Annotated in this window: 24 protein-coding genes and 1 pseudogene; 14 read left to right on the top strand and 11 right to left on the bottom strand. The window is 68.2% G+C overall.

From position 1 onward, the window contains the following. Window positions 1-20: 20 nt before the first annotated feature. Window positions 21-602, top strand: coding sequence for a hypothetical protein (locus A5711_RS27725; RefSeq protein ID WP_231987505.1), 582 nt, complete (start codon window positions 21-23; stop codon window positions 600-602). A 251-nt stretch (window positions 603-853) separates the two neighbouring features. Here A5711_RS27725 and A5711_RS18960 read toward each other — a convergent pair whose 3' ends face one another. Beyond that, window positions 854-1,348, bottom strand: a complete 495-nt coding sequence (locus A5711_RS18960) for a cupin domain-containing protein (RefSeq protein WP_067949174.1) — start codon at window positions 1,346-1,348, stop codon at window positions 854-856. On the opposite strand from A5711_RS18960, the gene A5711_RS18955 reads away from it, so the two are divergent. Continuing rightward, complete coding sequence (locus tag A5711_RS18955) at window positions 1,347-2,081, top strand: M24 family metallopeptidase (protein WP_067949172.1); 735 nt, start codon at window positions 1,347-1,349, stop codon at window positions 2,079-2,081. The two genes, A5711_RS18960 and A5711_RS18955, sit on opposite strands and share 2 nt — an antisense overlap. On the opposite strand, the gene A5711_RS18950 is transcribed toward A5711_RS18955, so the two are convergent. Further along, window positions 2,062-2,976, bottom strand: coding sequence for an SDR family NAD(P)-dependent oxidoreductase (locus A5711_RS18950; RefSeq protein ID WP_067949170.1), 915 nt, complete (start codon window positions 2,974-2,976; stop codon window positions 2,062-2,064). The genes A5711_RS18955 and A5711_RS18950 overlap by 20 nt on opposite strands. Window positions 2,977-3,063: 87 nt before the next feature. Between A5711_RS18950 and A5711_RS18945 the strand changes: the two genes are divergently transcribed. The 3 genes from A5711_RS18945 to A5711_RS18935 all read left to right on the top strand — a co-directional run bounded on the left by A5711_RS18945 (window position 3,064) and on the right by A5711_RS18935 (window position 6,398). After that, window positions 3,064-3,645, top strand: a complete 582-nt coding sequence (locus tag A5711_RS18945) for a TetR/AcrR family transcriptional regulator (protein ID WP_067949168.1) — start codon at window positions 3,064-3,066, stop codon at window positions 3,643-3,645. A gap of 203 nt (window positions 3,646-3,848) precedes the next feature. Beyond that, the gene (groL, locus tag A5711_RS18940; RefSeq protein WP_067949166.1) at window positions 3,849-5,474 is read left to right on the top strand and encodes a chaperonin GroEL; all 1,626 of its coding nucleotides are present in this window, start codon (window positions 3,849-3,851) and stop codon (window positions 5,472-5,474) included. A 105-nt stretch (window positions 5,475-5,579) separates the two neighbouring features. Next, complete coding sequence (locus A5711_RS18935; protein ID WP_067949227.1) at window positions 5,580-6,398, top strand: SDR family oxidoreductase; 819 nt, start codon at window positions 5,580-5,582, stop codon at window positions 6,396-6,398. On the opposite strand, the gene A5711_RS18930 is transcribed toward A5711_RS18935, so the two are convergent. The 4 genes and pseudogenes from A5711_RS18930 to A5711_RS18915 form a co-directional block, all read right to left on the bottom strand. After that, window positions 6,395-6,946, bottom strand: a complete 552-nt coding sequence (locus A5711_RS18930) for a carboxymuconolactone decarboxylase family protein (protein WP_067949163.1) — start codon at window positions 6,944-6,946, stop codon at window positions 6,395-6,397. The genes A5711_RS18935 and A5711_RS18930 overlap by 4 nt on opposite strands. 18 nt (window positions 6,947-6,964) lie before the next feature. After that, a complete protein-coding gene (locus tag A5711_RS18925; RefSeq protein ID WP_067949161.1) occupies window positions 6,965-7,363 on the bottom strand; it encodes a hypothetical protein in 399 nt (132 codons plus the stop codon). Window positions 7,364-7,426: 63 nt separating this feature from the next. After that, a pseudogene (locus A5711_RS18920) lies at window positions 7,427-7,999 on the bottom strand (PPE family protein); the annotation flags it as partial. Window positions 8,000-8,037: 38 nt separating this feature from the next. Beyond that, window positions 8,038-9,768, bottom strand: coding sequence for an amidohydrolase family protein (locus A5711_RS18915; protein WP_067949159.1), 1,731 nt, complete (start codon window positions 9,766-9,768; stop codon window positions 8,038-8,040). Window positions 9,769-9,822: 54 nt separating this feature from the next. Between A5711_RS18915 and A5711_RS18910 the strand changes: the two genes are divergently transcribed. Beyond that, complete coding sequence (locus A5711_RS18910) at window positions 9,823-10,347, top strand: mycothiol transferase (protein WP_067949157.1); 525 nt, start codon at window positions 9,823-9,825, stop codon at window positions 10,345-10,347. 12 nt (window positions 10,348-10,359) lie between these two features. Further along, window positions 10,360-11,220 carry a hypothetical protein gene (locus tag A5711_RS18905; RefSeq protein ID WP_067949155.1) on the top strand — a complete coding sequence of 287 codons (861 nt, stop codon included), beginning with the start codon at window positions 10,360-10,362 and terminating at the stop codon, window positions 11,218-11,220. On the opposite strand, the gene A5711_RS18900 is transcribed toward A5711_RS18905, so the two are convergent. Then, window positions 11,217-12,941, bottom strand: a complete 1,725-nt coding sequence (locus A5711_RS18900) for a cytochrome c biogenesis protein DipZ (RefSeq protein WP_067949153.1) — start codon at window positions 12,939-12,941, stop codon at window positions 11,217-11,219. The genes A5711_RS18905 and A5711_RS18900 overlap by 4 nt on opposite strands. 83 nt (window positions 12,942-13,024) lie before the next feature. Here A5711_RS18900 and A5711_RS18895 point away from each other — a divergent pair, with 83 nt between their 5' ends. The 3 genes from A5711_RS18895 (at window position 13,025) to A5711_RS18885 (ending at window position 17,259) form a co-directional block, all read left to right on the top strand. Next, a complete protein-coding gene (locus A5711_RS18895) occupies window positions 13,025-13,711 on the top strand; it encodes a TetR family transcriptional regulator (protein ID WP_156673377.1) in 687 nt (228 codons plus the stop codon). A gap of 72 nt (window positions 13,712-13,783) precedes the next feature. Further along, on the top strand, window positions 13,784-14,332 hold the full coding sequence (locus tag A5711_RS18890) for an MmpS family transport accessory protein (RefSeq protein ID WP_067949149.1): 549 nt from the start codon (window positions 13,784-13,786) through the stop codon (window positions 14,330-14,332). After that, entirely contained in the window at window positions 14,329-17,259 is a 2,931-nt protein-coding gene (locus A5711_RS18885; RefSeq protein WP_067949147.1) for an RND family transporter, read from the top strand. Before A5711_RS18890 ends, A5711_RS18885 begins: the two co-directional genes overlap by 4 nt. Before the next feature lie 93 nt (window positions 17,260-17,352). Here A5711_RS18885 and A5711_RS18880 read toward each other — a convergent pair whose 3' ends face one another. From A5711_RS18880 to A5711_RS18865, 4 genes are read right to left on the bottom strand one after another with little or no spacing between them, the layout of a single operon-like run. Continuing rightward, a complete protein-coding gene (locus A5711_RS18880; protein WP_067949144.1) occupies window positions 17,353-17,850 on the bottom strand; it encodes a DUF5078 domain-containing protein in 498 nt (165 codons plus the stop codon). 53 nt (window positions 17,851-17,903) lie between these two features. Continuing rightward, window positions 17,904-18,821: a crotonase/enoyl-CoA hydratase family protein gene (locus A5711_RS18875; protein WP_067949143.1), complete on the bottom strand. Its 918-nt coding sequence runs from the start codon at window positions 18,819-18,821 to the stop codon at window positions 17,904-17,906. An 8-nt stretch (window positions 18,822-18,829) separates the two neighbouring features. Next, the gene (locus A5711_RS18870) at window positions 18,830-19,141 is read right to left on the bottom strand and encodes a hypothetical protein (RefSeq protein WP_067949140.1); all 312 of its coding nucleotides are present in this window, start codon (window positions 19,139-19,141) and stop codon (window positions 18,830-18,832) included. A 10-nt stretch (window positions 19,142-19,151) separates the two neighbouring features. Further along, window positions 19,152-21,197, bottom strand: coding sequence for a prolyl oligopeptidase family protein (locus tag A5711_RS18865; RefSeq protein ID WP_067949225.1), 2,046 nt, complete (start codon window positions 21,195-21,197; stop codon window positions 19,152-19,154). 66 nt (window positions 21,198-21,263) lie between these two features. On the opposite strand from A5711_RS18865, the gene A5711_RS18860 reads away from it, so the two are divergent. Genes A5711_RS18860 through A5711_RS18845 form a run of 4 tightly spaced genes read left to right on the top strand, consistent with a single transcriptional unit; the run spans window position 21,264 to window position 24,114 of the window. After that, complete coding sequence (locus A5711_RS18860) at window positions 21,264-22,787, top strand: aldehyde dehydrogenase family protein (RefSeq protein ID WP_067949223.1); 1,524 nt, start codon at window positions 21,264-21,266, stop codon at window positions 22,785-22,787. After that, window positions 22,787-23,257 carry a DUF779 domain-containing protein gene (locus A5711_RS18855; protein ID WP_067949138.1) on the top strand — a complete coding sequence of 157 codons (471 nt, stop codon included), beginning with the start codon at window positions 22,787-22,789 and terminating at the stop codon, window positions 23,255-23,257. The genes A5711_RS18860 and A5711_RS18855 overlap by 1 nt, the downstream gene beginning before the upstream one ends. Before the next feature lie 19 nt (window positions 23,258-23,276). Continuing rightward, a complete protein-coding gene (locus tag A5711_RS18850) occupies window positions 23,277-23,555 on the top strand; it encodes a putative holin (RefSeq protein WP_068122675.1) in 279 nt (92 codons plus the stop codon). Beyond that, window positions 23,548-24,114: a hypothetical protein gene (locus A5711_RS18845; protein ID WP_067949136.1), complete on the top strand. Its 567-nt coding sequence runs from the start codon at window positions 23,548-23,550 to the stop codon at window positions 24,112-24,114. The genes A5711_RS18850 and A5711_RS18845 overlap by 8 nt, the downstream gene beginning before the upstream one ends. The last annotated feature ends 24 nt before the right edge of the window (window positions 24,115-24,138 follow it).

Raw genomic sequence — 24,138 nt, 5'->3', positions numbered from 1 at the left:
CCGGCTGCAAGCGGCCGCTGATGTCACGCGAGTGGTACCCCACGTTCGCGCTGCCCAACGTCTCCCTGGAGACCACCGCCATCGCCGAACTGACCGAGCGGGGGGTGCGCACCGCGGACGGTGTCGAGCACCGCGTGGACACCATCATCTACGGCACCGGGTTCAAGGCCGCCGACTATCTGGCGAGCATCGACGTGTACGGCGCCGGCGGTCGCCGCCTGGCCGACGACTGGAGCGACGGCGCCGAGGCGTACCTGGGCACCCTGGTGGCCGGCTATCCCAATTTCTTCACGCTTTACGGCCCCAACACGAACGGCGTCAACTCGATCATCTACATCCACGAGGCGCAGACGACCTTCGTCCGCCACATCCTCGACGCGATGACCGCCCGCAAAGCGCGCACCGTGGAGCTGACGCCCGACGCGCAGCGCCGCTACAACGACGAGATCCAGGCCGCGATGGCGGGCAAGGTCTGGCTGGCGTGCAGCAACTACTTCCGCCATCCCAGCGGGAAAGTGGTCACCCAATTGCCGTACAGCGGGCGGACTTTCTTCGAGCGCACGCGCGAGCTGGTCGACGCCGACTACCGCTTCGCCCGGTGACCGGTCGAGGGCCGGCGCCGCCGACCGCGGACCCTGGCGGACGCGGTCGGCAAGGGTTTGAGGCCGGGGCGTCTGGGTCGTTTGACCCGCTCCGCGGTCCTGACCGGGGCGCTGAATGCCGTCTCGACCTTCATCCGCAACCACGCCGCAGCCCGCTTCGACCTCACCTGCACGGCCACACCCTACGTCGCGCATAGGCGGCGCATCGCCGGCGAGCGCGGAAAGTTCGCTCACCATTAACCCGGGCGGGTCTACTGCACCCAGTAATTGTCGTGGCGGACGAACCACTCCCTGCGCTCGTCGTCGGTCATGTCGGCGAGCGCGCCGAAGCCCTCGAAGTAGGCCTCCCGCGGCGCGCCCGGCGCGAACAGCATCAGGATCGACGCCGGCTCGTCGGCCCCGTTGCGGAAGCCGTGGACGCCGCCGGGCGGGACGTAGAGGAAGTCGCCCTGCCGGCCGTCGGCCCACTGGGTGCCGTCGTAGAGCTTCATCGTTCCGGACAGCACGAAGAAGGCCTCGGACATCGCCCGGTGAAAGTGCGGGCCGGGCCCGCCGCCGCCGGCGGGCAGGTCGACCCGGTAGAGCCCGTAGTCGCCGCCGGTGGCCTGTTGGTTGGCCAGGTAGTGGTACTTGACGCCGCCGGTTTCGTAGTCGGGCGGCGAGTCGGCCCGCTTGAGCCAGGCGCTGATCTCCGGCTCGTCCTTGGTGTATCGGGGCGGGGGATAGGGCGGCACGACGAGGGACATGCCTCCAGTGTGCGGCTATAACATCGCGGGCGTGGCCGACGAAGAAGTTCGGGTGGAACGGCTGCTCGACGCCCAGGAGAAGGCGGCGCGATTGTTCGACGAGATCGAGCGGCGCGCCATGATTCGCCCCGGCGTCTCGGAAAAGCGGTTGTCCGAGGAAATCAACCAGCTCGCCGCGGAAATGCTCGGGGTCACCCGGCACTGGCATCGGCGGATCGTGCGCGCCGGGGAGAACACACTGCAGCCCTTCAGCGAGCGCCCGCCGGACCGGGTGGTCGCCGACGACGACATCGTCTTCCTGGACCTCGGGCCGATATTCGCGGAGTGGGAGGCGGACTTCGGCCGCACCTTCGTGCTCGGCGACGACCCGCACAAGACCGCCGTCCGCGACGCGCTGCCCCGGGTGTGGCGGGCCGGCCGCGAGTACTTCGACGCGCGCGCGGACGTCACCGGCGCCGAGCTGTACGACTTCGTCGTCGGGCTGGCGCACGCCGAAGGCTTCGAGTTCGCCAGTGCCATCGCCGGCCACCTGGTCGGGGAGTTCCCACACAAGAAGATCGCCGGCCCCGGCGTCCAGTGGTACATCATGCCCGGATCGAACAAGCCGATGCGGCGCACGGACCCGGCCGGCCGCGCCTGCCATTGGATCCTGGAGATCCATCTGGCCGACCGGGCCCGCGGCTTCGGCGGCTTCTACGAGCAGCTGCTCGACCTCAGTCGAGGGGATACGTGACGCCGGTCAGCTCCTCCGACACCGCCCACAACCGCCGCTGCAGCTCGGCGTCGTGCGACTTCGAGCTGGACGAGACCAGCTTGGGGTAGCCGCGCGTTTCGGCGAAGCCGTCGGGGCCGTAGTACTGGCCGCCCAGTACCCCGGGGTCGGTGGCGGCCCGCAGCGTCGGCAGCGCCCCCATCGCCGCGTCCTGCGCGATCACTGAGAAGAACACGTTGACGAGCGGCCGGAACACGGTGGGCGTGTAGCGGCCCAGCTCGGTGTTCGACCCGCCGGGGTGCGCGGCAGCGGCGATCGTCGTGCCGTGGGAGGCGAGCCTGCGCTGCAGCTCGTAGGTGAACAACAGGTTGGCCAGCTTGGCCTGCCCGTAGGCCGCGACCCGGTTGTAGGAGCGTTCCCACTGCAGGTCGTCGAAGTGGATGTCGGCGAGGATGCGATGGCCCATGCTGCTCACCGTCACGACCCGCGATCCGGGGACCGGCAACAGCCGCTCGAGTACCAGGCCGGTGAGCGCAAAGTGGCCCAGGTGGTTGGTGCCGAACTGCATCTCGAAGCCGTCTCTGGTGGTTTCCTTCGGTGTGTACATGACGCCCGCGTTGTTGATCAGCAGGTCGATGCGGTCGTAGTCGGCCTTGAGCTGTTCGGCCGCGGCGCGGACGGACTCCAGCGACGTCAGGTCGAGCTCCTGGAGGACGACGTCGGCGTGCGGGCTGGCGGCGGTGATCCGCGCGGCGGCGTCCTTGCCCTTGTCGAGGTTGCGCACCGCGAGCACGACGCGCGCCCCGTGGTCGGCCAGCGCGGCGGCCGTCTCGTAACCGAGGCCGGTGTTGGCTCCCGTGATGACGGCGACCCGTCCGGCCTGGTCGGGAATGTCGGCGGCGGTCCATTTGGCCATGGTTTCCTCCTAGAACGGTTAGACTAAACGGGGCGAGCGCTCCGGTTGATTCGACTATACGGAACGTACGCCCCGCTTTGTCAACCGATGGGTGGTGAACACTTGGCCGAGCCCGCGAGGCCGTTGCGCGCCGACGCCGCGCGTAACCGCGCGCGCGTGCTGGACGTGGCCTACGAGACCTTCGCGGCCGAAGGCCTGTCCGTGCCCATCGACGACGTCGCGCGGCGCGCCGGGGTGGGGGCCGGCACCGTGTACCGGCACTTCCCGACGAAGGAAGCGCTCTTCACCGCTGTGATCGAGGACCGGATGCGCCGCCTCGTCGACGACGGGCACGCCCTGCTGGAGTCCGAGGGGCCCGGCGAGGCGCTCTTCGCCTTTCTGCGCTCGATGGTGCTGCAGTGGGGTGCCGCGGACCGCGGCCTGGTCGACGCCCTGGCCGGCTACGGGATCGACATCGCCTGCGCCGCGCCCGAGGCCGAAGACGCCTTCAAGGCCATGCTCGGCGAGCTGCTGCGGGCCGCGCAGAACGCGGGCACCGCGCGCGGCGACATCGATATAGGGGATCTCAAGGCGATCCTGGTCGGCTGCCAGGCGATGCAGGCCTACGACTCGGTGCTGGCCGAGCGGGCGACCGACGTCGTCATCGACGGTTTACGCCCGCCGCGATAGGGCCGAACTGTCCTTGCACTCGGCATAGGCGAGTGCTAAGAATGACGTTGGCACTCGCGACTGGCGAGTGCTAGGTCGGGACGGTGAGACCAGCAGACACCTGGGGTCGTCCGTCGCGGGCACTGCACCCGGCCAGCGTAAGTAATGGGGTGACCACGCGTGGTCACCCGGTGTCATTCCCGATCCGGAGGAATCACTTCGCAATGGCCAAGACAATTGCGTACGACGAAGAGGCCCGTCGCGGCCTCGAGCGCGGGCTCAACGCCCTCGCCGACGCGGTAAAGGTGACGTTGGGCCCCAAGGGTCGCAACGTCGTCCTGGAGAAGAAGTGGGGTGCCCCCACGATCACCAACGATGGTGTGTCCATCGCCAAGGAGATCGAGCTGGAGGACCCGTACGAGAAGATCGGCGCCGAGCTGGTCAAGGAAGTCGCCAAGAAGACCGACGACGTCGCCGGTGACGGCACGACGACGGCCACGGTGCTGGCCCAGGCGCTGGTGAAAGAGGGCCTGCGCAACGTCGCGGCCGGCGCCAACCCGCTGGGTCTCAAGCGCGGCATCGAGAAGGCCGTCGAGAAGGTCACCGAGACCCTGCTCAAGCAGGCCAAGGAGGTCGAGACCAAGGAGCAGATCGCCGCGACCGCCGCGATCTCCGCGGGCGACCAGTCGATCGGCGACCTGATCGCCGAGGCGATGGACAAGGTCGGCAACGAGGGTGTCATCACCGTCGAGGAGTCCAACACCTTCGGCCTGCAGCTCGAGCTCACCGAGGGCATGCGGTTCGACAAGGGCTACATCTCGGGCTACTTCGTCACCGACGCCGAGCGGCAGGAAGCGGTCCTCGAGGACCCCTACATCCTGCTGGTCAGCTCCAAGGTGTCGACGGTCAAGGACCTGCTCCCGCTGCTGGAGAAGGTCATCCAGGCCGGCAAGCCGCTGCTGATCATCGCCGAGGACGTCGAGGGTGAGGCGTTGAGCACCCTGGTCGTCAACAAGATCCGCGGCACCTTCAAGTCGGTGGCCGTCAAGGCCCCCGGCTTCGGTGACCGCCGCAAGGCGATGCTGCAGGACATGGCGATCCTCACCGGTGGTCAGGTGATCAGCGAGGAGGTCGGCCTGTCGCTGGAGAGCGCCGACGTCGCCCTGCTCGGTAAGGCCCGCAAGGTCGTCGTCACCAAGGACGAGACCACGATCGTCGAGGGCGCCGGTGACACCGACGCCATCGCCGGCCGCGTGGCCCAGATCCGCCAGGAGATCGAGAACAGCGACTCCGACTACGACCGCGAGAAGCTGCAGGAGCGCCTGGCCAAGCTGGCCGGCGGTGTTGCGGTGATCAAGGCCGGCGCCGCCACCGAGGTGGAGCTCAAGGAGCGCAAGCACCGCATCGAGGACGCGGTCCGCAACGCCAAGGCGGCCGTCGAGGAGGGCATCGTCGCCGGTGGTGGCGTGGCCCTGCTGCACGCGTCGCCGTCCCTGGACGAGCTGAAGCTCTCCGGTGACGAGGCGACCGGCGTGAACATCGTGCGCGTCGCGCTCGAGGCTCCGCTGAAGCAGATCGCCTTCAACTCCGGGCTGGAGCCCGGCGTTGTCGCCGAGAAGGTCCGCAACTCGCCCGCCGGGACCGGCCTGAACGCCGCCACCGGTGAGTACGAGGACCTGCTCAAGGCCGGCGTTGCCGACCCGGTCAAGGTCACCCGCTCGGCGCTGCAGAACGCGGCGTCCATTGCCGGGCTGTTCCTGACGACCGAGGCCGTCGTCGCCGACAAGCCGGAGAAGGCGGCCGCTCCCGCGGGCGACCCGACCGGCGGCATGGGCGGTATGGACTTCTAAGTCCCGTTACGAAAAGGCCCGGCTCCCTTTGGGAGTCGGGCCTTTTCGTGTGCCCGCCGGCGGCTGCTCGACGCCGAATGTGAAGCTATCCGTAGGGTGAACACCATGCCCCTTCCCGCCCCCTCGCCCACCAGCACCGCCGTCGTGACCGGCGCGTCGTCGGGCATCGGCGCCGACATCGCACGCGAGCTGGCCGGCCGGGGCCACGGCGTCACGCTCGTCGCCCGCCGCGAGGAGCGGCTGCGCGAGCTGGCCGAGGAACTGGCGGGCCGTGTCCGGGTCGAGGTGATCGCCTGCGACGTCGCAGACGCGACGGCCCGCGCCGGCCTCCTCGGCGAGGTGGGGCGCCGCGGGCTGAGCACCGAAATCCTCGTCAACAACGCCGGCATCGGGACCATGGGGTCGGTGACGAAAACGTCCGTCGACGACGAGATCGCCCAGGTGCGCGTCAATGTCGAGGCTGTCATCGACCTGAGCACCCGCGCGGCCCAGCAGATGGTGCCCCGCCGGCAGGGGGCGATCCTCAACGTCGGATCCACCGCGGGATACCAGCCGTTTCCCGGGCAGATCGGCTACGCCGCCACGAAGGCGTTCGTCAACAACTACACCCAAGGCCTGCGCGCCGAACTCGCCGGCACCGGCGTCACGGTCGCGCTGTTGTGCCCGGGGCCGGTGCGCACCGAGTTCGTGAAGAACGCCCGTATGGACGAGCGAGACTTCGCGGACGCCTTCCCGAAGTTCATGTGGATGCCGTCGCGCGACGTGGCGCGCGCCGGGGTCGGCGCGCTCGAGCACGACCGCGGAACGGTGATCCCCGGGCTGCCGAGCCAGATCACCACCCGGCTGTTTCAATTCATGCCGCGACGGGTGCTGCTGCCGCTGGTGAAGAACCAGCATCCAGCCCTGCGCAGAGATCGGGACTAGGGCCAGCGCCGCATCCAGCCCTCCACCGGCAGGGCCAGCGCGTTGCACAGCGTGCAGATCGTGCGATACCAGCCGACGGCCGTGAGCAATTCGATCCGCTGCTCGTCGTCAAGGAAGCGGCCCAGTGCAATCCAAGTCGCCTCCGACCATGAACCGGTGCGCTCGAGTTCGTCCACCGCCCCGATCAGCGTCCGTTCGGCCGGGCTCCACCGCGGGTCGTCGGCGTCGCCGGTCACCAGCGCGTCGCACTCGTCGTCGCTGACCCCCGCGATCGGACCCCAGAACGCCGCCTGCCCGCCCCACTCGTACGCGCAGCCGACCAGCGCGCAGGTGCGCAGGATCGCGATCGTCCGCGTCCGGGCCGGCAAAAGCGCTGCGACATAAAGTGATTCGCCGAGTTTGCGCAGCCGGCTGGCCAGCGCGGGGTGGCGCTGCAGGCAGCGCACCAGAAGCAGCGGCTCATAGGTGCGGTCCGGATGCCCCCAGCTGTTGATCCCAGCGGCATCTTCTTCGCTCCACGGCGGGGCGAGCGGTGCGACGCGGCTCACGGATCAGACTGTACGGCGCTAGGCCGGCAGCGAGAACACCACGCAGTCGTGCAGGCAGCCCTTGGCCGCGCCGGGGGAGTCGGGCTCGGCCTCCCGGTGCAACAGCGCGCGGGTGGGCGCCACGGCCAGGCGTACCGCGTCCCCCGCATCCGTCACCTCGGCCGTGCCGTCGACGATCAGCGAATAGCCGCCCGGCTGGGTCGGGGGCCACAGCAGGGTGACGTCGCGGCGCTGCGCGAGATTCTGCCGGGTGCGGCCCCCGATGAGGCCGACGTCGACGATCGCCTCGCGCAGCCGTGGCTCGACGGTCACGGTGTGCACGCGGTAGTCGTCGTCGACGGTCACCAGGTACGCGTACGGGTAGTCGGGGAGGGCGGCGGCGAGCCGCTCGATGTCCACCTTCTTCTTCGTGCGCATGGTTCTCAGGATAGGCGCGGGCGGCGGCCGTCAGAGCGTGCGCGGAACCCGCGCCGCGGGCAGGCCGAACGTGAGCTGTCCGCTGCTGCTGAAGTGGAAGCCGAGGTTCTGCAGCACCTGCTGCCAGGGCGCCAGCTTCTCCACGGCCGCCGACGCGTCGGCGTGATAGCCGTACATCGCTTCCACGTCCGACGCCCACATCTGGTCGTAAGCGGCCTCGATGTCGGCGATCGCGGGGGTGTTCTGGCCCAGCCAGTTCGTGGCCGACAACGCTTGCGCCAGAGCGCGGTTGGCCGCGACCACCGCGGGCTGCACGGTGGCGGCCAGCGCCCCCTCGAACGCGTGCGCGACGGCCGACGCCTGGCTGGACACCGCCTCGGCCTGGGCCGCGGCCGCGCTGAGCCAGCTCACGTAGTGCGTGGCGAGGGCCATCATCGCCGCCGACGACGGACCCTGCCAGGAGCCGTTGGCCAAATTTGACGTGACCGAAGAAAATGACGATGCTGAGGAAGCCAGGTCCTCGGCCAGGCCGTCCCAGGCTTCCGCGGCAGCAAGCAGCGGCCCGGCTCCGGGACCCGCGAAGATTCGTGCCGAGTTGACTTCGGGCGGCAACCACGCAAAATGCGGGCTCGTCACCGGCTCAACTTACCCGGGATTTGGCGATTTTGGTGGCGTTATTGCGCGGGTACCGGGCGAGGTTGCCGGCCGCGCACCAACTTGCCTGGGCGGGCTTCGGTGGGCACACCGTTCTCCGCGATCACTTGGCCGGCCACGATCGTGGCGACGTACCCGTCGGCGGTCTGATCCAGCCGCCTCCCCCCGGCCGGCAGGTCGTAACTGATGACCGGTTTGTGCAGCCGCAACGCCGCGTGATCGATGACGTTGAGGTCGGCTTTGTACCCGACCGCGACGCGGCCCCGGTCGCCCAGCCCGGCGATGCGGGCCGGCACCGAGGTGAGCTCGCGGACGGCCTCCGGCACCGTGAACCGCCCCGACTTCCGGTCGCGGGCCCAGTGCGCCAGGAAGTACGTCGAGTAACTGGCGTCGCAGATCATCCCGTAGTGCGCGCCGCCATCGCCGAGCCCCAGCACCACGTCGTCGCGGTGCAGCAGCTCCCCGACGGTGTCCAGCGAATTGCCCTGCAGGTTGCTGGTGGCCACCAAGAGCATGGCCCGGCCGTCGTCGTCGAGCAGCCGGTCGTAGGCCTCCTCCATCGGGTCGACGCCCTTGGCCCGGGCCCGGGCACCGATGCTGGTCGACGGGTCCGGCTCGTAGTCCGGGGTGTCGCCCAGCGGGAAGATCCAGTCCCACATCTGCGCCACGTACAGGATCGGGTGACCGACGCCGGGCTTGTCGGACAGGATGCGCGCCCGCACCTCCGGCTTGCGCATCTCGGCGACCCGCTCGGCCAGCGGCAGGTGCGCGATCTCTCGATAGCTGGGGTAGAGCACGAACGGGTTGGCGGACAGCTGGAGTCCGATGATCAGCCCGATCGGGCGCGGGAGCAGCTGGGCGGTGATGTCACCGCCCGCGGCGTTGGCCTTCTCGATCATCGTGATGGCGTCCGGCCACGTGGGGTCGCCGGCGTTGGCGACGACGAGCGTGAACGTCAGCGGCAGGCCGACATCCTCGGCGACGTCGAACACCGTCTGCAGCACGGGCTCGTAACCGCCGGCCGGAATGTCCGGCACGAACTGCAGCAGGCCGCCGCCGCCGTCGACGACACCGCGGGCGATCTCTTCGATCTCCTCCCGGGCGGCGTCGTAGCTCGGGATGGGCGAACCGCTTTCGGTCTTGTGGATGGTCAGCCGGGACGACGCGAAGCCCAGCGCGCCGGCCTCGACGGCCTCCTTGGCGAGCGCCCGCATCTTGGCGAGGTCCTCGGCGGTGGCCGGCTCGCGGTCGGCGCCGCGCTGACCCATCACGTAGACGCGCAGTGGGGAGTGCGGCAGATACGCCGCAACGTCGATGTCCCGCCTGCCCGCGTCCAGGGCGTCCATGTATTCGGGGAACGTCTCCCACGTCCAGGGCAGGCCGTCGGTCATGACGACACCGGGAATGTCCTCGACGCCGGCCATCACGTCGACGAGCACGTCGTGGTCTTCCTGGCGGCACGGGGCGAAGCCGACCCCGCAGTTGCCCATCACCACCGTGGTCACCCCGTGTGCCGACGACGGCGTCAGGCGTTCCGACCAGATGGCCTGGCCGTCGTAGTGGGTGTGCAGGTCGACGAAGCCCGGGGTGACCAGCAGCCCGGTGGCGTCGATTTCCCGTTCGGCCCCTTCGCCGTTCACGTGACCGACGGCCGTGATGACGCCGTCGCGCACCGCGACGTCGCCGACATACGGCTCGCCGCCCAGCCCGTCGACGATGGTGCCGTTGCGAATGATCAGGTCGTACGTCATCCAAACAATCTACGACCGTGCCGGTGGCTCGTGCCAGGATCTAGTGTCGCTGGTATGGCCAACACCTCCAGCCCCGATGCCGCCGTCCAGGAACTGCTTCGCGACGCCTTCACCCGGTTGATCGAACACGTCGACGAGATCGCCGACGGATTGACCGACGACGTCGCCACCTACCAGGCGACCCCCGACGCCAACAGCATCGCCTGGTTGCTCTGGCACAGCGCGCGGGTGCAGGACATCCAACTGGCCGACGTCGCGGGCGTCGAGCAGGTGTGGCTGCGCGACGGCTGGGTGGACCGGTTCGGGCTGGACCTGCCGCGCAACGACACCGGCTACGGGCACAAGCCCGAGCAGGTCGCGAAGGTCAAGGCGCCCGCGGATCTGCTGGCCGGCTACTACCACGCGGTGCACAAGCTCACGCTCGAATACATCGCCGGCGTGACCGCCGCCGAGCTGGAGCGGGTGGTCGACACCAACTGGGACCCGCCGGTGACCGCCAGCGCCCGGTTGGTGAGCATCATCGACGACTGCGCCCAGCACCTCGGGCAGGCCGCCTACGTTCGCGGAATCGCGCCCTAAGGGTTCTCCGGCGTGCGAATCGTGGCCGCCGTCTTCCGGGCGGTGCTGTGGCTGGCCACCACCGTCGCGCTGGCCGTGGCCATCCCGGCGTCGTGGCTGCAGCTGAACATCGTCAGCGAGGGCGGCTACGCCGCGCTGGCCCAGCGGGCCGCCGGCGACCCCGCGCTGCAGTCCGCCGCCGCGGACGAGCTATCCGACCGCGCGATGGCGCTCATCGCGGAGCGCAACGGCGGACGGCAGCCGGTCGAGGGCGCGGAAGTGCACCTGGCCGCCGTCGCGTTCACGGCCGGGCCCGCCTTTCCGGCGCTGTTCGCCCAGGCGAACCGGGCGGCGCACCGCTGGTTGTTCACCGCCGACGGCGCCGGCCAGTCGTGGGCGATCGACGTGGCGCCGATGCTCAGGGACGCCTCGATGCAGCGGATCCTGAGCCGTCACAACGTGAAAGCGCCTGCGACGCTGACGGTTCCGTTGACGGCGTCGGTGCCGCGATCGCTGCGGCAGGGCCGGCTCAGCCCGCTTGCGACGTGGGGCCCGTGGGTGAGCATCGGCGCGGTCGCCCTCAGCGTCGTGTGTGCCGTGCTGACGGTGGCCACCGCGCGCCGCCGCGGGAAGGCGCTCACCGGCCTCGGGGTCTCCGCGTTGCTGGTCGGCGCCGCCGGCTGGGCGGGCATCGAAATCGCCCGCCACTATGTCAACGACGCGCTCAACCGGACCACCGGCGACATCCGCCGCGTCGCGGAGGTGATGGTCGGCCACGCCGAGGCGGGCCTGCATCAATGGCTCAACCTGACGCTGCTCGCCGGCGCCGCGCTGGTGATCGGCGGTGTCGTCGTCGCGATGCTGGGCAGCCTGCGGAAGAAGCCGGCGGGCTAGCCGAAGGTGAACGAAAAGACTTGCAGCCCAGGGCTGACCCGCATGTCGAGCTGGTCGCCGCGCGCCGTCTCGTCGGTGACGATCGGGTGCAGCGTGGGTGGCCCGCCGATCGCCGTCGTGGTGGTTCTGCCGTCGCGGGTCACCGTGAGTGTGCCGGTGCCGCCGACGACGACATAGACGTCCTTGGCCGTGTAGTTCAGCCGGATGGCGGCGTCATCGCTGTCGGCGGTGGCGCCCTGGTCGTCCAGCTTCCATCGGCCGCCCAGCGCGAACGTGTCGCCCGCCAACTGCGGCGGATAGCTGAACTCGCCCGACTTGTAATCGCCTTTGCCGCCGTAGTTTCGGGCCCGGTCGACCCCCAGATACGTCTCGGGGGTGAGCCGGGTCTGCGGTGTGGTGTCCGCGGAGTGCGCCGGCGCGGGCAGCCGAGTGTCGGGGTGGGCGTCGACGAGCAGGTCCCGGATCAGCTTCTCGGTGCCCTCGTAATCACCCTCGCCGAACTTCGTGTGCCGGACGGTTCCGGTCGCGTCGATCAGGTATTCCGCGGGCCAGTACAGGTTTTGGTAGTTGTTCCAGGTGGTGTAGTCGTTGTCCAGCGCGACCGGGTAGGTGATGTGCAGCGCGGCGGCGCCGCTGGAGACGTTGGCGGGGACCCGCTCGAAGGCGTACTCCGGGGTGTGCACCCCGACGACGACGAGCCCGGCGTCGTGATACCGGTTGTACCAATCGGTTACGTGCGCGATGGCCCGTTGGCAGTTGATGCACGAGTAGGCCCAGAAGTCGATCAGCACCACCTTGCCGCGCACCGCCGCCTCGTCGAGCGGTTTGCCGTCCGGGGTGTTGAGCCACCCCGTGATCCCGCCGACGGCGGGCGCCGGGCCGCACTGCTGCAACTGGGTGGCGCCGTCCATGCAATCGGTCAGCGCGCCGTCGACCCTGACCCCGGCCGGGCTCAGCCGCAAGCCGCTGGACCCTGGCGCCGGCGTGGCCGCGGCGGGGTTGAGCGTGCGCTGGAGGTCGTCGGCGCCGATCTTGTTCTGCATCGCCGTCGTGTAGTCGGGGATCGCGCGCTGCAGCATCGCGGGCAGGTTGAAGACCAGTGCCACGGCCAGCACCACCATCATGATCCCGCCGGCCACCTGGATCGCGCGCTGCCGGCGGCGGAACGCGGCGACGCGTTCGGCGACGCGCCGCCCGGCCAGCGCGAACGCCAGCAGCGGCAGCGCATTGCCCAGTGCGAACGTCCCGGTCAAGACCAGCGCGCCGGCTCCGATCGACTGCGTGCCGCCGGCGACCACGATCGCCGCGAGCACCGGGCCCGCGCACGGCACATACAGCGCGCCCAGCGTCAATCCGAGCCCGAAACCGTCTGCGTTGGCGCCGATTTGCCGCTGCGGCAGGTACCCGAACGGCCGCTCGATCAGGTGTTGCAGCGGCGGGAAGATCAGCCCGAGTCCGATCAGCACCAGCACCACCAGCGCCGCCCACCGGATCGCGTCCTGCGGCAGGTGCAGCGCCGTCAGCAACCCGGAGCCGACCAGCGTGGCCAGCGAGAAGCTGCACACCAGGCCGGCGATCACCAGGTAGGGCCGCGCGGCGGCACTGATCGCCCGGGTGCCGCCCGCGCCCGACAGCAGGAGCACCGGAAGCACCGGCAGGATGCACGGCGAGATCCCGGTGATGAGTCCGCCGAGGAAGCCGATGAGCGCGATGGTGTGCATACCTACATACACCTTTCCGCACCCGGGACGGTTCATGTGGCCGAGAACAAATCACGCTACGTGCGTTATACAAATCACATAATGTGCGTTACGCTCCACCGGTGGCGCAGTTAACTTTCCAGCGCGCCCGCACCGAGGAGAAAAAGCGCCAACGTGCGGAGGCACTCGTGGAGGCCGCACGCTCACTGGCGCTCGAGACCGGCGTCGCGTCGGTCACCCTGACCGCCGTCGCCAGCCGGGCCGGCATTCACTACTCCGCCGTCCGTCGCTACTTCACCTCACATAAGGAAGTCCTGCTGCACCTGTCCGCCGAGGGCTGGGTGCGCTGGTCGAACACGGTGTCGGAGAAGCTGGCCGAGCCCGGCCCGAAGTCGCCGTCGGAAATCGCCGAGACGCTGGCCAACGCCCTGGCCGAGGACCCGCTGTTCTGCGACCTGCTGGCCAACCTGCACCTGCACCTCGAACATGAGGTGGACGCCGAGCGGGTGGTCGAGGTCAAGCGGATCAGCACCGCGGCCACGCTCTCGCTCGCAGACTCCATCGAGACGGCGCTGCCCGAGCTCGGGCGGTCGGGGTCGCTCGACATCCTGCTGGCCGCGTACTCGCTGGCCGCGACGCTATGGCAGGTCGCCAACCCGCCCGAGCGGCTGACCGACGCGTATGCCGAGGAGCCCGAAGTGATTCCGCCCGAGTGGAACCTGGACTTCACCTTCGCCCTCACTCGCTTGCTGACCGCCACGTGCGTGGGGCTCATCTCGGGATCGCAATGAACGAAGAGAGGAGGCCGGGGGGCTGTGGCTTGGCGAACTGCGACCGGTGAACGGGAAGGACTTGGAGCGCCCATGACGACGACTGAGCCAAGGACCGAGCCGCTGCAGAAGCAGGGCTCCGGCGCCGGCGAGGGCAAAAAGGGCGCTCCGCAGCCTTCCGGGAAAAAGGGGCTGCTGGCGCGTTTCTGGTTGGTGCTCACGATCGCAGCCGTCGTCGCGGTGTCGGGATTCGTCGTATACCGATTGCACGGCGTCTTCGGAGTTCACAAGGGTTCGTTCGGTGGCGGCACGTCGGGCGAGGTCCTCGACGAGTTCAACGCCAAGACGATCACGCTCCAGGTCTGGGGCTCACCGGGCAGCACGGCAACCATCAACTACCTCGACGAAAACTCCCATCCGCAGCAGGCCCTCAACGTGTCCTTGCCCTGGAGCAAAGTATTGAGTTCAACGAAGCCCGGCATCCCGGCAAACCTGATTGCACAAGGCGACGGCAGTTGGATCGCCTGCCAATTCGTCGTGAACAACCACGACGGGCACGGTGACGTGATCAAGGCTCCGAATCGCTCGGATGCCAACGAAACCGTGAACCCCTTCGTCTACTGCCTGGACAAGTCCGCATGAGCGAGCCAGGCGGGGCTCCGCCGCGCGTCGACCAGCCGCTGATCCCGCCGTTCCTGCCGCGGATGATCCACCGGCTCGCCCTGCCGATCGTCCTGATCTGGTTGGGCATCGTGTTCCTCACCAACACCGTGGCCCCGCAGCTGGAGGTCGTCGCCAAAACCCACTCGGTGTCGATGAGTCCCACTGCCGCGGCGTCCTTTCAGTCGATGATGAAGGTCGGATCGACGTTCAAAGAGTTCAACTCCGACAACTCGGCCATGATCTTGCTGGAGGGCGACAAGCCACTCGGCGCCGAAGCGCACCGTTACTACGACGAGATCGTCAGGCGCGTCGAGCAAGACAAGACGCACGTTCAGCACGTGCAGGATTTCTGGAGTGATCCGCTGACGGCGGCGGGTTCCCAGAGCCACGACCAAAAGGCCGCGTACGTCCAGGTCTACCTCGCCGGGAACATGGGCGGCGGGCTGGCGAACGAGTCTGCCCTGGCCGTCCGCAAGATCGTGGACTCGGTGCCCGCACCGCCGGGAATCAAGGCGTATGTCACCGGCGCGGGTCCGCTGTTCGCCGATCAGTCCCATGCGGGCGAGAAGGGCGTCATGCTCGTCACCCTTGTCACTTTTTTGGTGATCGTGGTGATGCTGCTGTTCGTCTACCGCTCGATCGTCACCATGCTGATCATGCTGGCGATGGTCTTCATCGAGTTGGCGGCGGCCCGTGGTGTCGTCGCGACGCTCGGAAACTACGGGATCATGGGGCTCTCGACGTTCGCCAACAACATGCTGGTGCTGATGGCGATCGCCGCCGGAACGGACTACGCGATCTTCGTGGTCGGGCGCTACCACGAGGCGCGCGGTCTGGGCGAGACCCGTGAGCAAGCGTTCTACACGATGTTCCACAGCACCGCGCACGTCGTGCTTGGGTCGGGCCTGACGATCGCCGGCGCGATGTACTGCCTGAGCTTCTGCCGGCTGCCGTACTTCGAGTCGCTGGGGGTGCCCTGTGCGGTGGGCATGCTGGTCGCGGTGTTGGCGGCTTTGACGCTGGCTCCGGCGGTTTTGACGGTGGCTTCGTTCTTCAAGCTCATGGATCCGAAGCGCACGCTGCAGACCCGGGGCTGGCGTCGCATCGGCACCGCGGTCGTCCGCTGGCCCGCACCGGTTTTCGCGGTGACCATCGGGGTCGCACTGGTTGGTCTGCTCGCCCTGCCGGGCTACAAGACGGACTACGACAACCGCCACTTCCTGCCGGCGGACACCCCGGCCAATGTCGGGTATGCCGCCGCGGACCGGCATTTCGACCAGGCGCGGCTCAATCCCGAGTTGTTGATGATCGAAACCGATCACGACTTGCGCAACCCCGCCGACTTCCTGGTCCTGGACAAGGTCGCCAAGGCGGTCTTCCACATCCCCGGCATTGGCCGGGTGCAGACCATCACCCGGCCGTTGGGCACGCCGCTCGACCACAGCACCCTCGGTTTCCAGATGGGCGCACAAGCAGCGGGGCGGATCCAGACCCAGCACTATCAGGAAGAGCAGGCGAACAACCTGCTCAAGCAGGCCGACGAACTGCGCAAGACCATGGCCACCCTGCATGAACAGATGCAGGTCACCCAGGACCTCAGCAACACGACGCACGAAACCACCAGGCTCACCAAGGAAACCGTGCGGATCACCGAGGCGTTGCGCGATGACATCGCCAACTTCGACGACTTCTTCCGGCCGATCCGCAGCTTCTTCTACTGGGAGAGGCACTGCTACGACATTCCGGCCTGCTGGGCGCTACGGTCGGTCTTCAACGCGCTCGACGGCATCGACCAGGTGGCTCAGAACATCGTTGAACTGAGTGCGAATCTGGACAAGTTGGATCAGATCCAGCCGAAGCTGGTGGCGCTGATACCGCCGCAAATCGAAAGCCAGCAGCGCAACCTCGACACCATCATGTCGAACTACGCGACCACGATGGGTCTCAACGAACAGGCGAAAGCGCAGTCCGACAACGCCACCGCCCAGGGCGATGCCTTCGACAAAGCAAAGAATGACGACACGTTCTACCTCCCGCCGGAGGCGTTCAAGAGCCCGGATTTCGCACGGGGTCTGAAGAACTTCATTTCGCCGGACGGGCACGCGGTCCGGTTGATCATCTCCCATGAAGGCGACCCGGCGAGCCCCGAAGGCATCAGCCACATCGAACCGATCAAGCAGGCCGTGCACGAGGCGATCAAGGGCACGCCCTGGGAGGGCTCCAAGGTTTACCTCGGCGGTACCGCCGCGACGTACAAGGACATGCACGACGGCTCTAACATCGACCTGCTGATCGCCGGAATTGCTGCAGCCACACTGATTTTCATCATCATGCTGGTGATCACCCGAAGCGCCGTGGCGGCCTTCGTGATCGTCGGTACGGTGTTGCTGTCACTGGGCGCCTCGTTCGGGCTCTCCGTGCTCCTTTGGCAGTACATCCTGGGCATCAAGTTGCACTGGATGGTGCTGGCGATGGCGATCATCCTGCTGCTGGCGGTCGGCTCGGACTACAACCTGCTGCTGATATCGCGGTTCAAGGAGGAAATCCACGCCGGGCTCAAAACCGGGACGATCCGCGCGATGGCCGGTTCGGGCTCGGTGGTGACCTCCGCCGGCCTGGTGTTCGCCGCGACCATGGCCACGTTCATGTTCAGCCCGCTGCTGGTGATGGCCCAGGTGGGTACGACGATCGCGCTGGGTTTGTTGTTCGACACCTTGATCGTGCGGTCGTTCATGACGCCGTCGCTGGCAACCCTGCTCGGGCGCTGGTTCTGGTGGCCGCAGCACGTGCGTCCACGGCCGGCCAGCACCATGCTGCGACCGTACGGACCGCGTCCCGCTGTGCGCGATCTGCTCCTCAGGAACGTCGAGGAGCACCCGCCGGGCGGGTTGGTCCAGCCGCGCTGATCCGACGAGGCGGCGCCGCGAGGCCGCCGCCGGGGCGACCAACACAGACTGGTTCCCGGCGGCGTCACCGCATTACTGAGCCCTAGCGCGGAATTACTGGACCCTGCCGCGGACGGGTCCCGGCCATCCAGGCGGACCAGTCGGCTCGGCCCAGTCCCAGACCGCCATGTCGCCGGGCGGGTATTGGTTGCACACGTCGGTGGCCTTGGCCACGACGCCCTTGTTGTTGAAGAAGAGCTTCATGTGGTTCGGCCACGCGTACCACAGCGGGTCGTTGTTGAAGAAGTTCTCCGAATACGTCCGGCGGTCCTCCGGCGACAGCGAGTAGAACCAATGCACCTTGTCGATCGTCGCCTGCTGGACGTTCGGGTGGTTGTCGAAGTCGATCATGTAGCGCTGGTAGTACACCGGGCTGGTGTCGCGGGTGGCCGCCATGATCTGCTCGGCGTCGCAGGTGGTGTTGATCATCCTGCGCGGAATCGGGAAGTCCTCCGTGGAGTCGGCCACGGCGGTTTTCGGGAACGCCGTCGCGGCGATACCCAGGGCGAGGACAGCGGCGCCTGCACGCAGGCCAGAAGTCAGCCGGGACATAGTTGATAACGGTAACACTTTTTGGGCGCCGGGGAACAGGTTCCTAGCCCATCTCAGCATTGGTCCCGATCAGGCACGATGACGTGCGCGGGGTCGGGCCGCAGCTCCGGCGGGGCCTGGCTGTAGTCCCCGAAGGGGCCGTCGCGGCGCTCGACCGCCGCCCGAACGCCCTCGGTTTCGGCCGTCTTGACGAACTCCAGGGCGTCGGGGGTGTTGCGCATCAAGCCGTCGAGGATGCCGCCGAGCGTCTGGGTGGACGCCAACCCCATGTTCTCGTAGGCCTGGTTGACGATCAGCTTCTGCGCCTGCAACTGCGACAGCGGAATCCGGGCCAGCTCGGCGGCTACCTCGGCGACCCGGGCCTCGAGACGCTCGAACGGCACCGCCTCGTTGATCAGCTCGACCTCGGCCGCCTGCACGCCGGTCAGCGGCCGACCGGTCAGCGAATGCCACTTGGCCTTGGCGAAGCTGAGCCGGTAGAGCCACATCCCGCTCAGGTATGCGCCCCACATCCTGCTGTACGGGGTGCCGATCACCGCGTCGTTGCTGGCGATCACCAGGTCCGCGCACAGGGCGTAATCGCTTGCGCCGCCCACGCACCAGCCGTGCACCTGGGCGATGACCGGCTTGGATGCCCGCCAGATGGCCATGAACTTGTGCGTCGGCCCCGTCTCGCGGGAGGTGACCATCGCGAAGTCCTTGCCGGGATCCCACTTGCCGTCGGTCATCATCGACTCGCCCCAGTGCTGAAAGCCGCCGCCGAAGTCGTAGCCGCCGGAGAACGCCCGGCCCGCGCCGCGCAGCACGATGACCTTGACGGCCGGGTCGCGCTCCGCCAGCCCGACCGCCGCCTCGATCTCGTCGGGCATGGGCGGCACGATGGTGTTGAGCTGCTCCGGGCGGTTCAGCGTGATGGTGGCCACCGGGGCGGCCGTCGTATAGAGGAGCGTCTCGAAGTCGGGTGCGGTCATAGCATCCTTTAGGGATCGGGCCGACGGTTTTCCGGCGACGACGCGTAGATGCGGTCGCCGATCTTGAGATACGGCGTAGTCAGGTAGGCCGACAAGACGACGACGCCGGAAAAGATCACCGCCACGCAGACGGCGTTGGGCCAGACCCTGCCCGTGCCGATCGCGAAGCAGACGATGCCGATGATCGCGGTCGTCCAGTAGAACCGCCTGCCGGCGCGGCGATGACGGATGAATCGGTAGCGTGCCTGCGCCGCCGAGACCAGGACGAAGATCAACCCCGTCGCCAGCAGGGTGAGTTCGATGCGTTGGGTCGCTGACACGCCGACGATCTTATGACCTGGCGAGCATCCGCCACAGGAAGGAATAGGTCAGCGCCGACTTGAAGGCAACCTGCTGGTTGTCGGCCGCGCCGGCGTGGCCGCCCTCGATGTTCTCGTAGTAGTAGACCCGGTGGCCCGCGGCCTCCAGCGCCGCCGTCATCTTGCGGGCATGGCCCGGATGGACCCGATCGTCGCGGGTCGACGTGGTCATCAGCACCGGCGGATAGTGGCGCGTGGCGGAAATGTTCTGGTAGGGCGAATATTCGGAGATGAACGCCCAGTCGTCCGGGTTGTCCGGGTCGCCGTACTCGGCCATCCACGAGGCGCCCGCGAGCAGCAGGTGGTAGCGCTTCATGTCCAGCAGCGGCACGCTGCAGACCAGCGCGCCGAATCTCTCCGGGTACTGGGTCAGCATGATGCCCATCAGCAGGCCGCCGTTGCTGCCACCCTGCGCGCCGAGCTGGTCCACGGTGGTAATGCCCCGATTCACCAAATCCGTTGCCACCGCAGCGAAATCCTCGGCCACCTTGTGCCGGTTCTCGCGCATGGCCTGGGTGTGCCAGCCGGGCCCGTACTCGCCGCCGCCGCGGATGTTGGCGAGCACGTAGGTGCCGCCTCGGGCCAGCCACAGCCGGCCGAGCACGCCGCTGTAGGCGGGGGTGTTGGCGGATTCGAAGCCGCCGTAGCCGTACAGCATGGTCGGCCCCGGGCCCCGCGCGTCGGCGGGCCGCACCACGAAGTACGGGATCGGCGTCCCGTCCTGCGACGCCACGAAATGCTGGGAGACGGCGAGGTTGCCGGCGTCGAAGAAGGCCGGCGCGGACTTGATCTGGTCGAGCGGGCCTGCGCCGGTGCCGCGCATGAGCCGCGACGGGTTGACGAATCCGCTGGAGTCCAGGAAGAACTCGTCGCCGGTGTCGTCGGCCGCGACGACGACGGTGTGGGTCGCGTCGGGGATGCCGGCTAACGGTTGACGTTCCCACGTTCCGGGCGTGACGATCTCCACCCGGCTGGCCACGTCGGCGAGGGTGACCATCAACAGGCGGTCGCGCGTCCACGCGTAGTGGTTCAGGGCGGTGTGCTCGTCTGGCTCGAACACCACGCTCAATTCGGCCGTGCCCGACAAGAACTCGTCATAGTTCGCCGCCAGCAAAGAACCGACGGGATAGCTCTGCGCGCCGTAGAACCAATCGGTGCGCAGCTCGATCAGGAGCCACTCCCGGTGTATCGACAAGCTCGCGTCGGTGGGCGCGTCGATGCGGATCAGCTCTGGGTTTTCTGAAAGGCCCCGCAGTTCGTAGACCTCTTCGTTCCAGAAGTCGAGGGCCCGCCCCAGCAGGGTGCGCTCGAAGCCGGGGGTGCGGTCCACCGAGGCGGACACGCGGACGTCGGTGCGGGCGCCCTCGAACACGGTTTCCGCGTCGGTCAGTGGGGTGCCCCGCCGCCATCGCTTGATCACCCGCGGGTAGCCCGAATCGGTGAGCGAGTCGGCGCCGAAGTCCGTGCCCACCAGCACGGTGTCGGTATCCACCCAGGCAAGTTGCGACTTGGCCTCCGGCAGCGCGAATCCGTCGACGACGAATTCGCGTGTCCCCATGTCGAATTCGCGCACGATGGACGCGTCCGAGCCGCCCCTGGACAGCGCGACCAGGGCGCGCGTGTACTCCGGTTCGATGACACCGGCGCCGGCCCACACCCACTTCTCGTCGTCGGTCCGGCCCAACTCGTCGACATCGATCAGCACGTCCCACTCGGGGGCATCGGTCCGATAGCTCTCGAGCGTGGTGCGCCGCCACAGTCCGCGCGGGTTGTCGGCGTCGCGCCAGAAGTTGTAGAGGTACTCGCCGCGGCGGACCACGTACGGGATGCGGGCGTCGGTGTCGAGCACCTCGAGCGCCTCGGTGCGCATTCGCTCGAACTCCGCGTCGCGGAAGGTCGCCAACGTCGGTTCGTTGCGCGCCCGCACCCAATCCAGCGCCTCGTCGCCGGTGACCTCCTCGAGCCACAGGTAGGGGTCACGGTCGTCGTCGGGGGCCGCGGGGGCTTGCGATGTCATGACCGCCATTGTGGCCTCCGGCGGTAGTGTGAGGTGTATTACACAGACGAGCGAGGAGCCGAGCAGATGACTGTTTTCGCACGTCCAGGTTCCGCTGGGGCGTTGATGTCGTATGAAGCCCGCTACGACAACTTCATTGGGGGCGAATGGGTCCGGCCGGCGCAGGGCCGCTATTTCGAGAACCCGACACCGGTGACCGGCCAGCCGTTCTGCGAGGTGGCCCGGTCGGACGAGGCCGATGTCGAGAAGGCGCTCGACGCCGCTCACGGGGCGGCGGGGGCGTGGGGCAAGACCCCACCGGCCGAACGGGCGGCGATCCTCAACAAGATCGCCGACCGGATCGAGGCGAACAAGGCCGCCCTGGCGGTGGCAGAAGTGTGGGACAACGGGAAACCGATCCGCGAGGCGCTGGGCGCCGACATCACGCTGGCGGTCGACCATTTCCGCTACTTCGCCGGGGCGATCCGCGCGCAGGAGGGCTCGCTGTCCCAGATCGACGAGGACACCGTCGCCTACCACTTCCACGAGCCGCTCGGCGTGGTCGGGCAGATCATTCCGTGGAACTTCCCGATCCTGATGGCCACCTGGAAGCTGGCGCCCGCGCTGGCGGCCGGCAACGCGGTGGTGCTCAAACCCGCCGAGCAGACGCCGGTCTCGGTGCTCTACCTGATGTCGCTGATCGGTGACCTGCTGCCGGCGGGCGTGGTCAACGTCGTCAACGGGTTCGGCGCGGAGGCGGGCAAGCCGCTGGCGTCGAGCAACCGGATCGCCAAGATCGCGTTCACCGGCGAGACCACCACCGGGCGGCTGATCATGCAGTACGCGTCGCAGAACCTGATCCCGGTCACCCTCGAGCTCGGCGGCAAGAGCCCCAACATCTTCTTCTCCGACGTGATGGCCAAGGGTGACGATTTCCAGGACAAGGCGCTGGAGGGCTTCACCATGTTCGCCCTGAACCAGGGCGAGGTGTGCACCTGCCCGTCGCGCAGCCTGGTCCAGTCCGACATCTACGACGAGTTCCTGGAGCTGGCCGCCATCCGGACCAAGGCGGTGCGGCAGGGTGATCCGCTGGACACCGAGACGATGCTGGGTTCACAGGCATCCAACGACCAGCTGGAAAAGGTGTTGTCCTACATCGAGATCGGCAAGGACGAGGGCGCCAAGGTCATCACCGGCGGCGAGCGCGCCGAGCTGGGCGGCGACCTGTCCGGCGGCTACTACATGCAGCCGACGATCTTCGCCGGCAACAACAAGATGCGGATCTTCCAGGAGGAGATCTTCGGCCCGGTGGTGGCGGTGACGTCGTTCTCCGACTACGACGACGCGATCTCGATCGCCAACGACACCCTCTACGGTCTGGGTGCGGGGGTGTGGAGCCGCGACGGCAACACCGCCTACCGAGCCGGGCGGGACATCCAGGCCGGCCGGGTGTGGGTCAACTGCTACCACGTGTATCCCGCCCACGCCGCTTTCGGCGGCTACAAGCAATCGGGCATCGGCCGGGAGAACCACAAGATGATGCTCGACCACTACCAACAGACCAAGAACCTGATGGTGTCCTACTCGGACAAGGCGCAGGGCTTCTTCTGATGGTTCCGGGTGTCGTCATCACCGCGGACGCCGCCGAACTGCTGGAGCGACTGCAGGACCGGCACGGCCCGGTGATGTTCCACCAGTCCGGCGGCTGCTGCGACGGGTCGTCGCCGATGTGCTACCCACTCCGTGATTTCCTCGTCGGCGACCGCGACGTGTTGCTCGGGGTGCTCGACGTCGGGACGGATGGGGTGCCGGTGTGGATCTCTGGGCCGCAGTATCAGACCTGGAAGCACACCCAGCTGGTCATCGATGTGGTCCCGGGCCGGGGCGGCGGGTTCAGCCTGGAGGCGCCCGAAGGGGTGCGGTTCCTGTCCCGCGGCCGCGTCTTCACCGATGACGAACAGGCCGCGCTGCGGGACGCCCGGGTCATCACCGGCGCCGACTATGAACGTGGCGAACGCCCTTGCGCGCGCGGTCAGGTGGTGACTGACGCGGCTCTGCGAACGTGCCCTCCGGGTCGGTGACCGCAGTAATGTCGAAATCGTGATCCCCCTCCCGCGTCCGCGGTTGTTGGCCGGCGCCATGCTGATCGGCGCCGCGGTCGGGCTGCTGGCGGGGGTGGGATTCGCCGGCACCGTCCATGGGAGCATCCGCCCGGCCTTCGCCCTCGCGTTCGTGGTCGGGATTCCCAGCGCTGCCGGGCTGCTGACGGTCCTCTTCTCCGGACGACGGTGGGTGACGATGCTGGGCGCCTTCGTCATGGCGGTGGCGCCCGGCTGGTTCGGTGTGCTCGTCGCCCTGCAGGTGACCAACCATGGCTGACGACGACACCCCGTCGAGCCCGGGCACCCAGTCATGGGTGCCCGACTTCTCCGATTCCGACGAGGACACCGGGACCCAGTCGTGGAAGCCGGACTTCTCCGACGACACCGACGACACCGGCGAGCAGGCCGCCGCCTCAGACGGGCCGCAGACGCATGAGCCGGCCCCGTCCGAACATAGCGCCGACGCCGAATCCGCTGTCGCGCCGGTGCAACCCGTCACCGTTCCCGGGCGCTACCTCTACCTGAAGTGGTGGAAGCTGCTGCTGGTGATCCTCGGCGTGTGGTGCCTGGCGGCGGTCGTCGGGTTCGGCCTGTTCTATTGGTGGTATCACTCGACCGACCAAACCGCGGCGCTGTTCACCATCCTGGTGTACGTGGTGGCGTGCGCCGTCGGTGGCGTGCTGCTCGCGATGGTCGAGGGCAGGCCGCTGGTCTCGGCGCTGTCGCTGGCGGTGATGTCGGGGCCGTTCGCCTCGCTGACCGCCGCGGCGCCCCTGCACGGCTATTACCACTGCGCGCGGGTGGGCCACTGCCTCCTCGGCCTCATTCCGTATTAACGCCTCACCCGGGCGGCCACTAGG

Source organism: Mycobacterium sp. E2238 (assembly GCF_001672665.1).
Taxonomy (GTDB): domain Bacteria; phylum Actinomycetota; class Actinomycetes; order Mycobacteriales; family Mycobacteriaceae; genus Mycobacterium.
The sequence above is the reverse complement of the archived record's forward strand: the minus strand, read 5'-3'. Positions and strand labels throughout refer to the sequence as shown.

Coding starts and splice junctions, on each gene's coding strand:
- A5711_RS27725 (WP_231987505.1), top strand. CDS start 21: ATGTCACGCGAGTGGTACCCCACGTTCGCGCTGCCCAACGTCTCCCTG.
- A5711_RS18955 (WP_067949172.1), top strand. CDS start 1,347: ATGCCTCCAGTGTGCGGCTATAACATCGCGGGCGTGGCCGACGAAGAA.
- A5711_RS18960 (WP_067949174.1), bottom strand. CDS start 1,348: ATGTCCCTCGTCGTGCCGCCCTATCCCCCGCCCCGATACACCAAGGAC.
- A5711_RS18950 (WP_067949170.1), bottom strand. CDS start 2,976: ATGGCCAAATGGACCGCCGCCGACATTCCCGACCAGGCCGGACGGGTC.
- A5711_RS18945 (WP_067949168.1), top strand. CDS start 3,064: ATGGGTGGTGAACACTTGGCCGAGCCCGCGAGGCCGTTGCGCGCCGAC.
- groL (WP_067949166.1), top strand. CDS start 3,849: ATGGCCAAGACAATTGCGTACGACGAAGAGGCCCGTCGCGGCCTCGAG.
- A5711_RS18935 (WP_067949227.1), top strand. CDS start 5,580: ATGCCCCTTCCCGCCCCCTCGCCCACCAGCACCGCCGTCGTGACCGGC.
- A5711_RS18925 (WP_067949161.1), bottom strand. CDS start 7,363: ATGCGCACGAAGAAGAAGGTGGACATCGAGCGGCTCGCCGCCGCCCTC.
- A5711_RS18915 (WP_067949159.1), bottom strand. CDS start 9,768: ATGACGTACGACCTGATCATTCGCAACGGCACCATCGTCGACGGGCTG.
- A5711_RS18910 (WP_067949157.1), top strand. CDS start 9,823: ATGGCCAACACCTCCAGCCCCGATGCCGCCGTCCAGGAACTGCTTCGC.
- A5711_RS18900 (WP_067949153.1), bottom strand. CDS start 12,941: ATGCACACCATCGCGCTCATCGGCTTCCTCGGCGGACTCATCACCGGG.
- A5711_RS18890 (WP_067949149.1), top strand. CDS start 13,784: ATGACGACGACTGAGCCAAGGACCGAGCCGCTGCAGAAGCAGGGCTCC.
- A5711_RS18885 (WP_067949147.1), top strand. CDS start 14,329: ATGAGCGAGCCAGGCGGGGCTCCGCCGCGCGTCGACCAGCCGCTGATC.
- A5711_RS18880 (WP_067949144.1), bottom strand. CDS start 17,850: ATGTCCCGGCTGACTTCTGGCCTGCGTGCAGGCGCCGCTGTCCTCGCC.
- A5711_RS18875 (WP_067949143.1), bottom strand. CDS start 18,821: ATGACCGCACCCGACTTCGAGACGCTCCTCTATACGACGGCCGCCCCG.
- A5711_RS18865 (WP_067949225.1), bottom strand. CDS start 21,197: ATGACATCGCAAGCCCCCGCGGCCCCCGACGACGACCGTGACCCCTAC.
- A5711_RS18860 (WP_067949223.1), top strand. CDS start 21,264: ATGACTGTTTTCGCACGTCCAGGTTCCGCTGGGGCGTTGATGTCGTAT.
- A5711_RS18855 (WP_067949138.1), top strand. CDS start 22,787: ATGGTTCCGGGTGTCGTCATCACCGCGGACGCCGCCGAACTGCTGGAG.
- A5711_RS18845 (WP_067949136.1), top strand. CDS start 23,548: ATGGCTGACGACGACACCCCGTCGAGCCCGGGCACCCAGTCATGGGTG.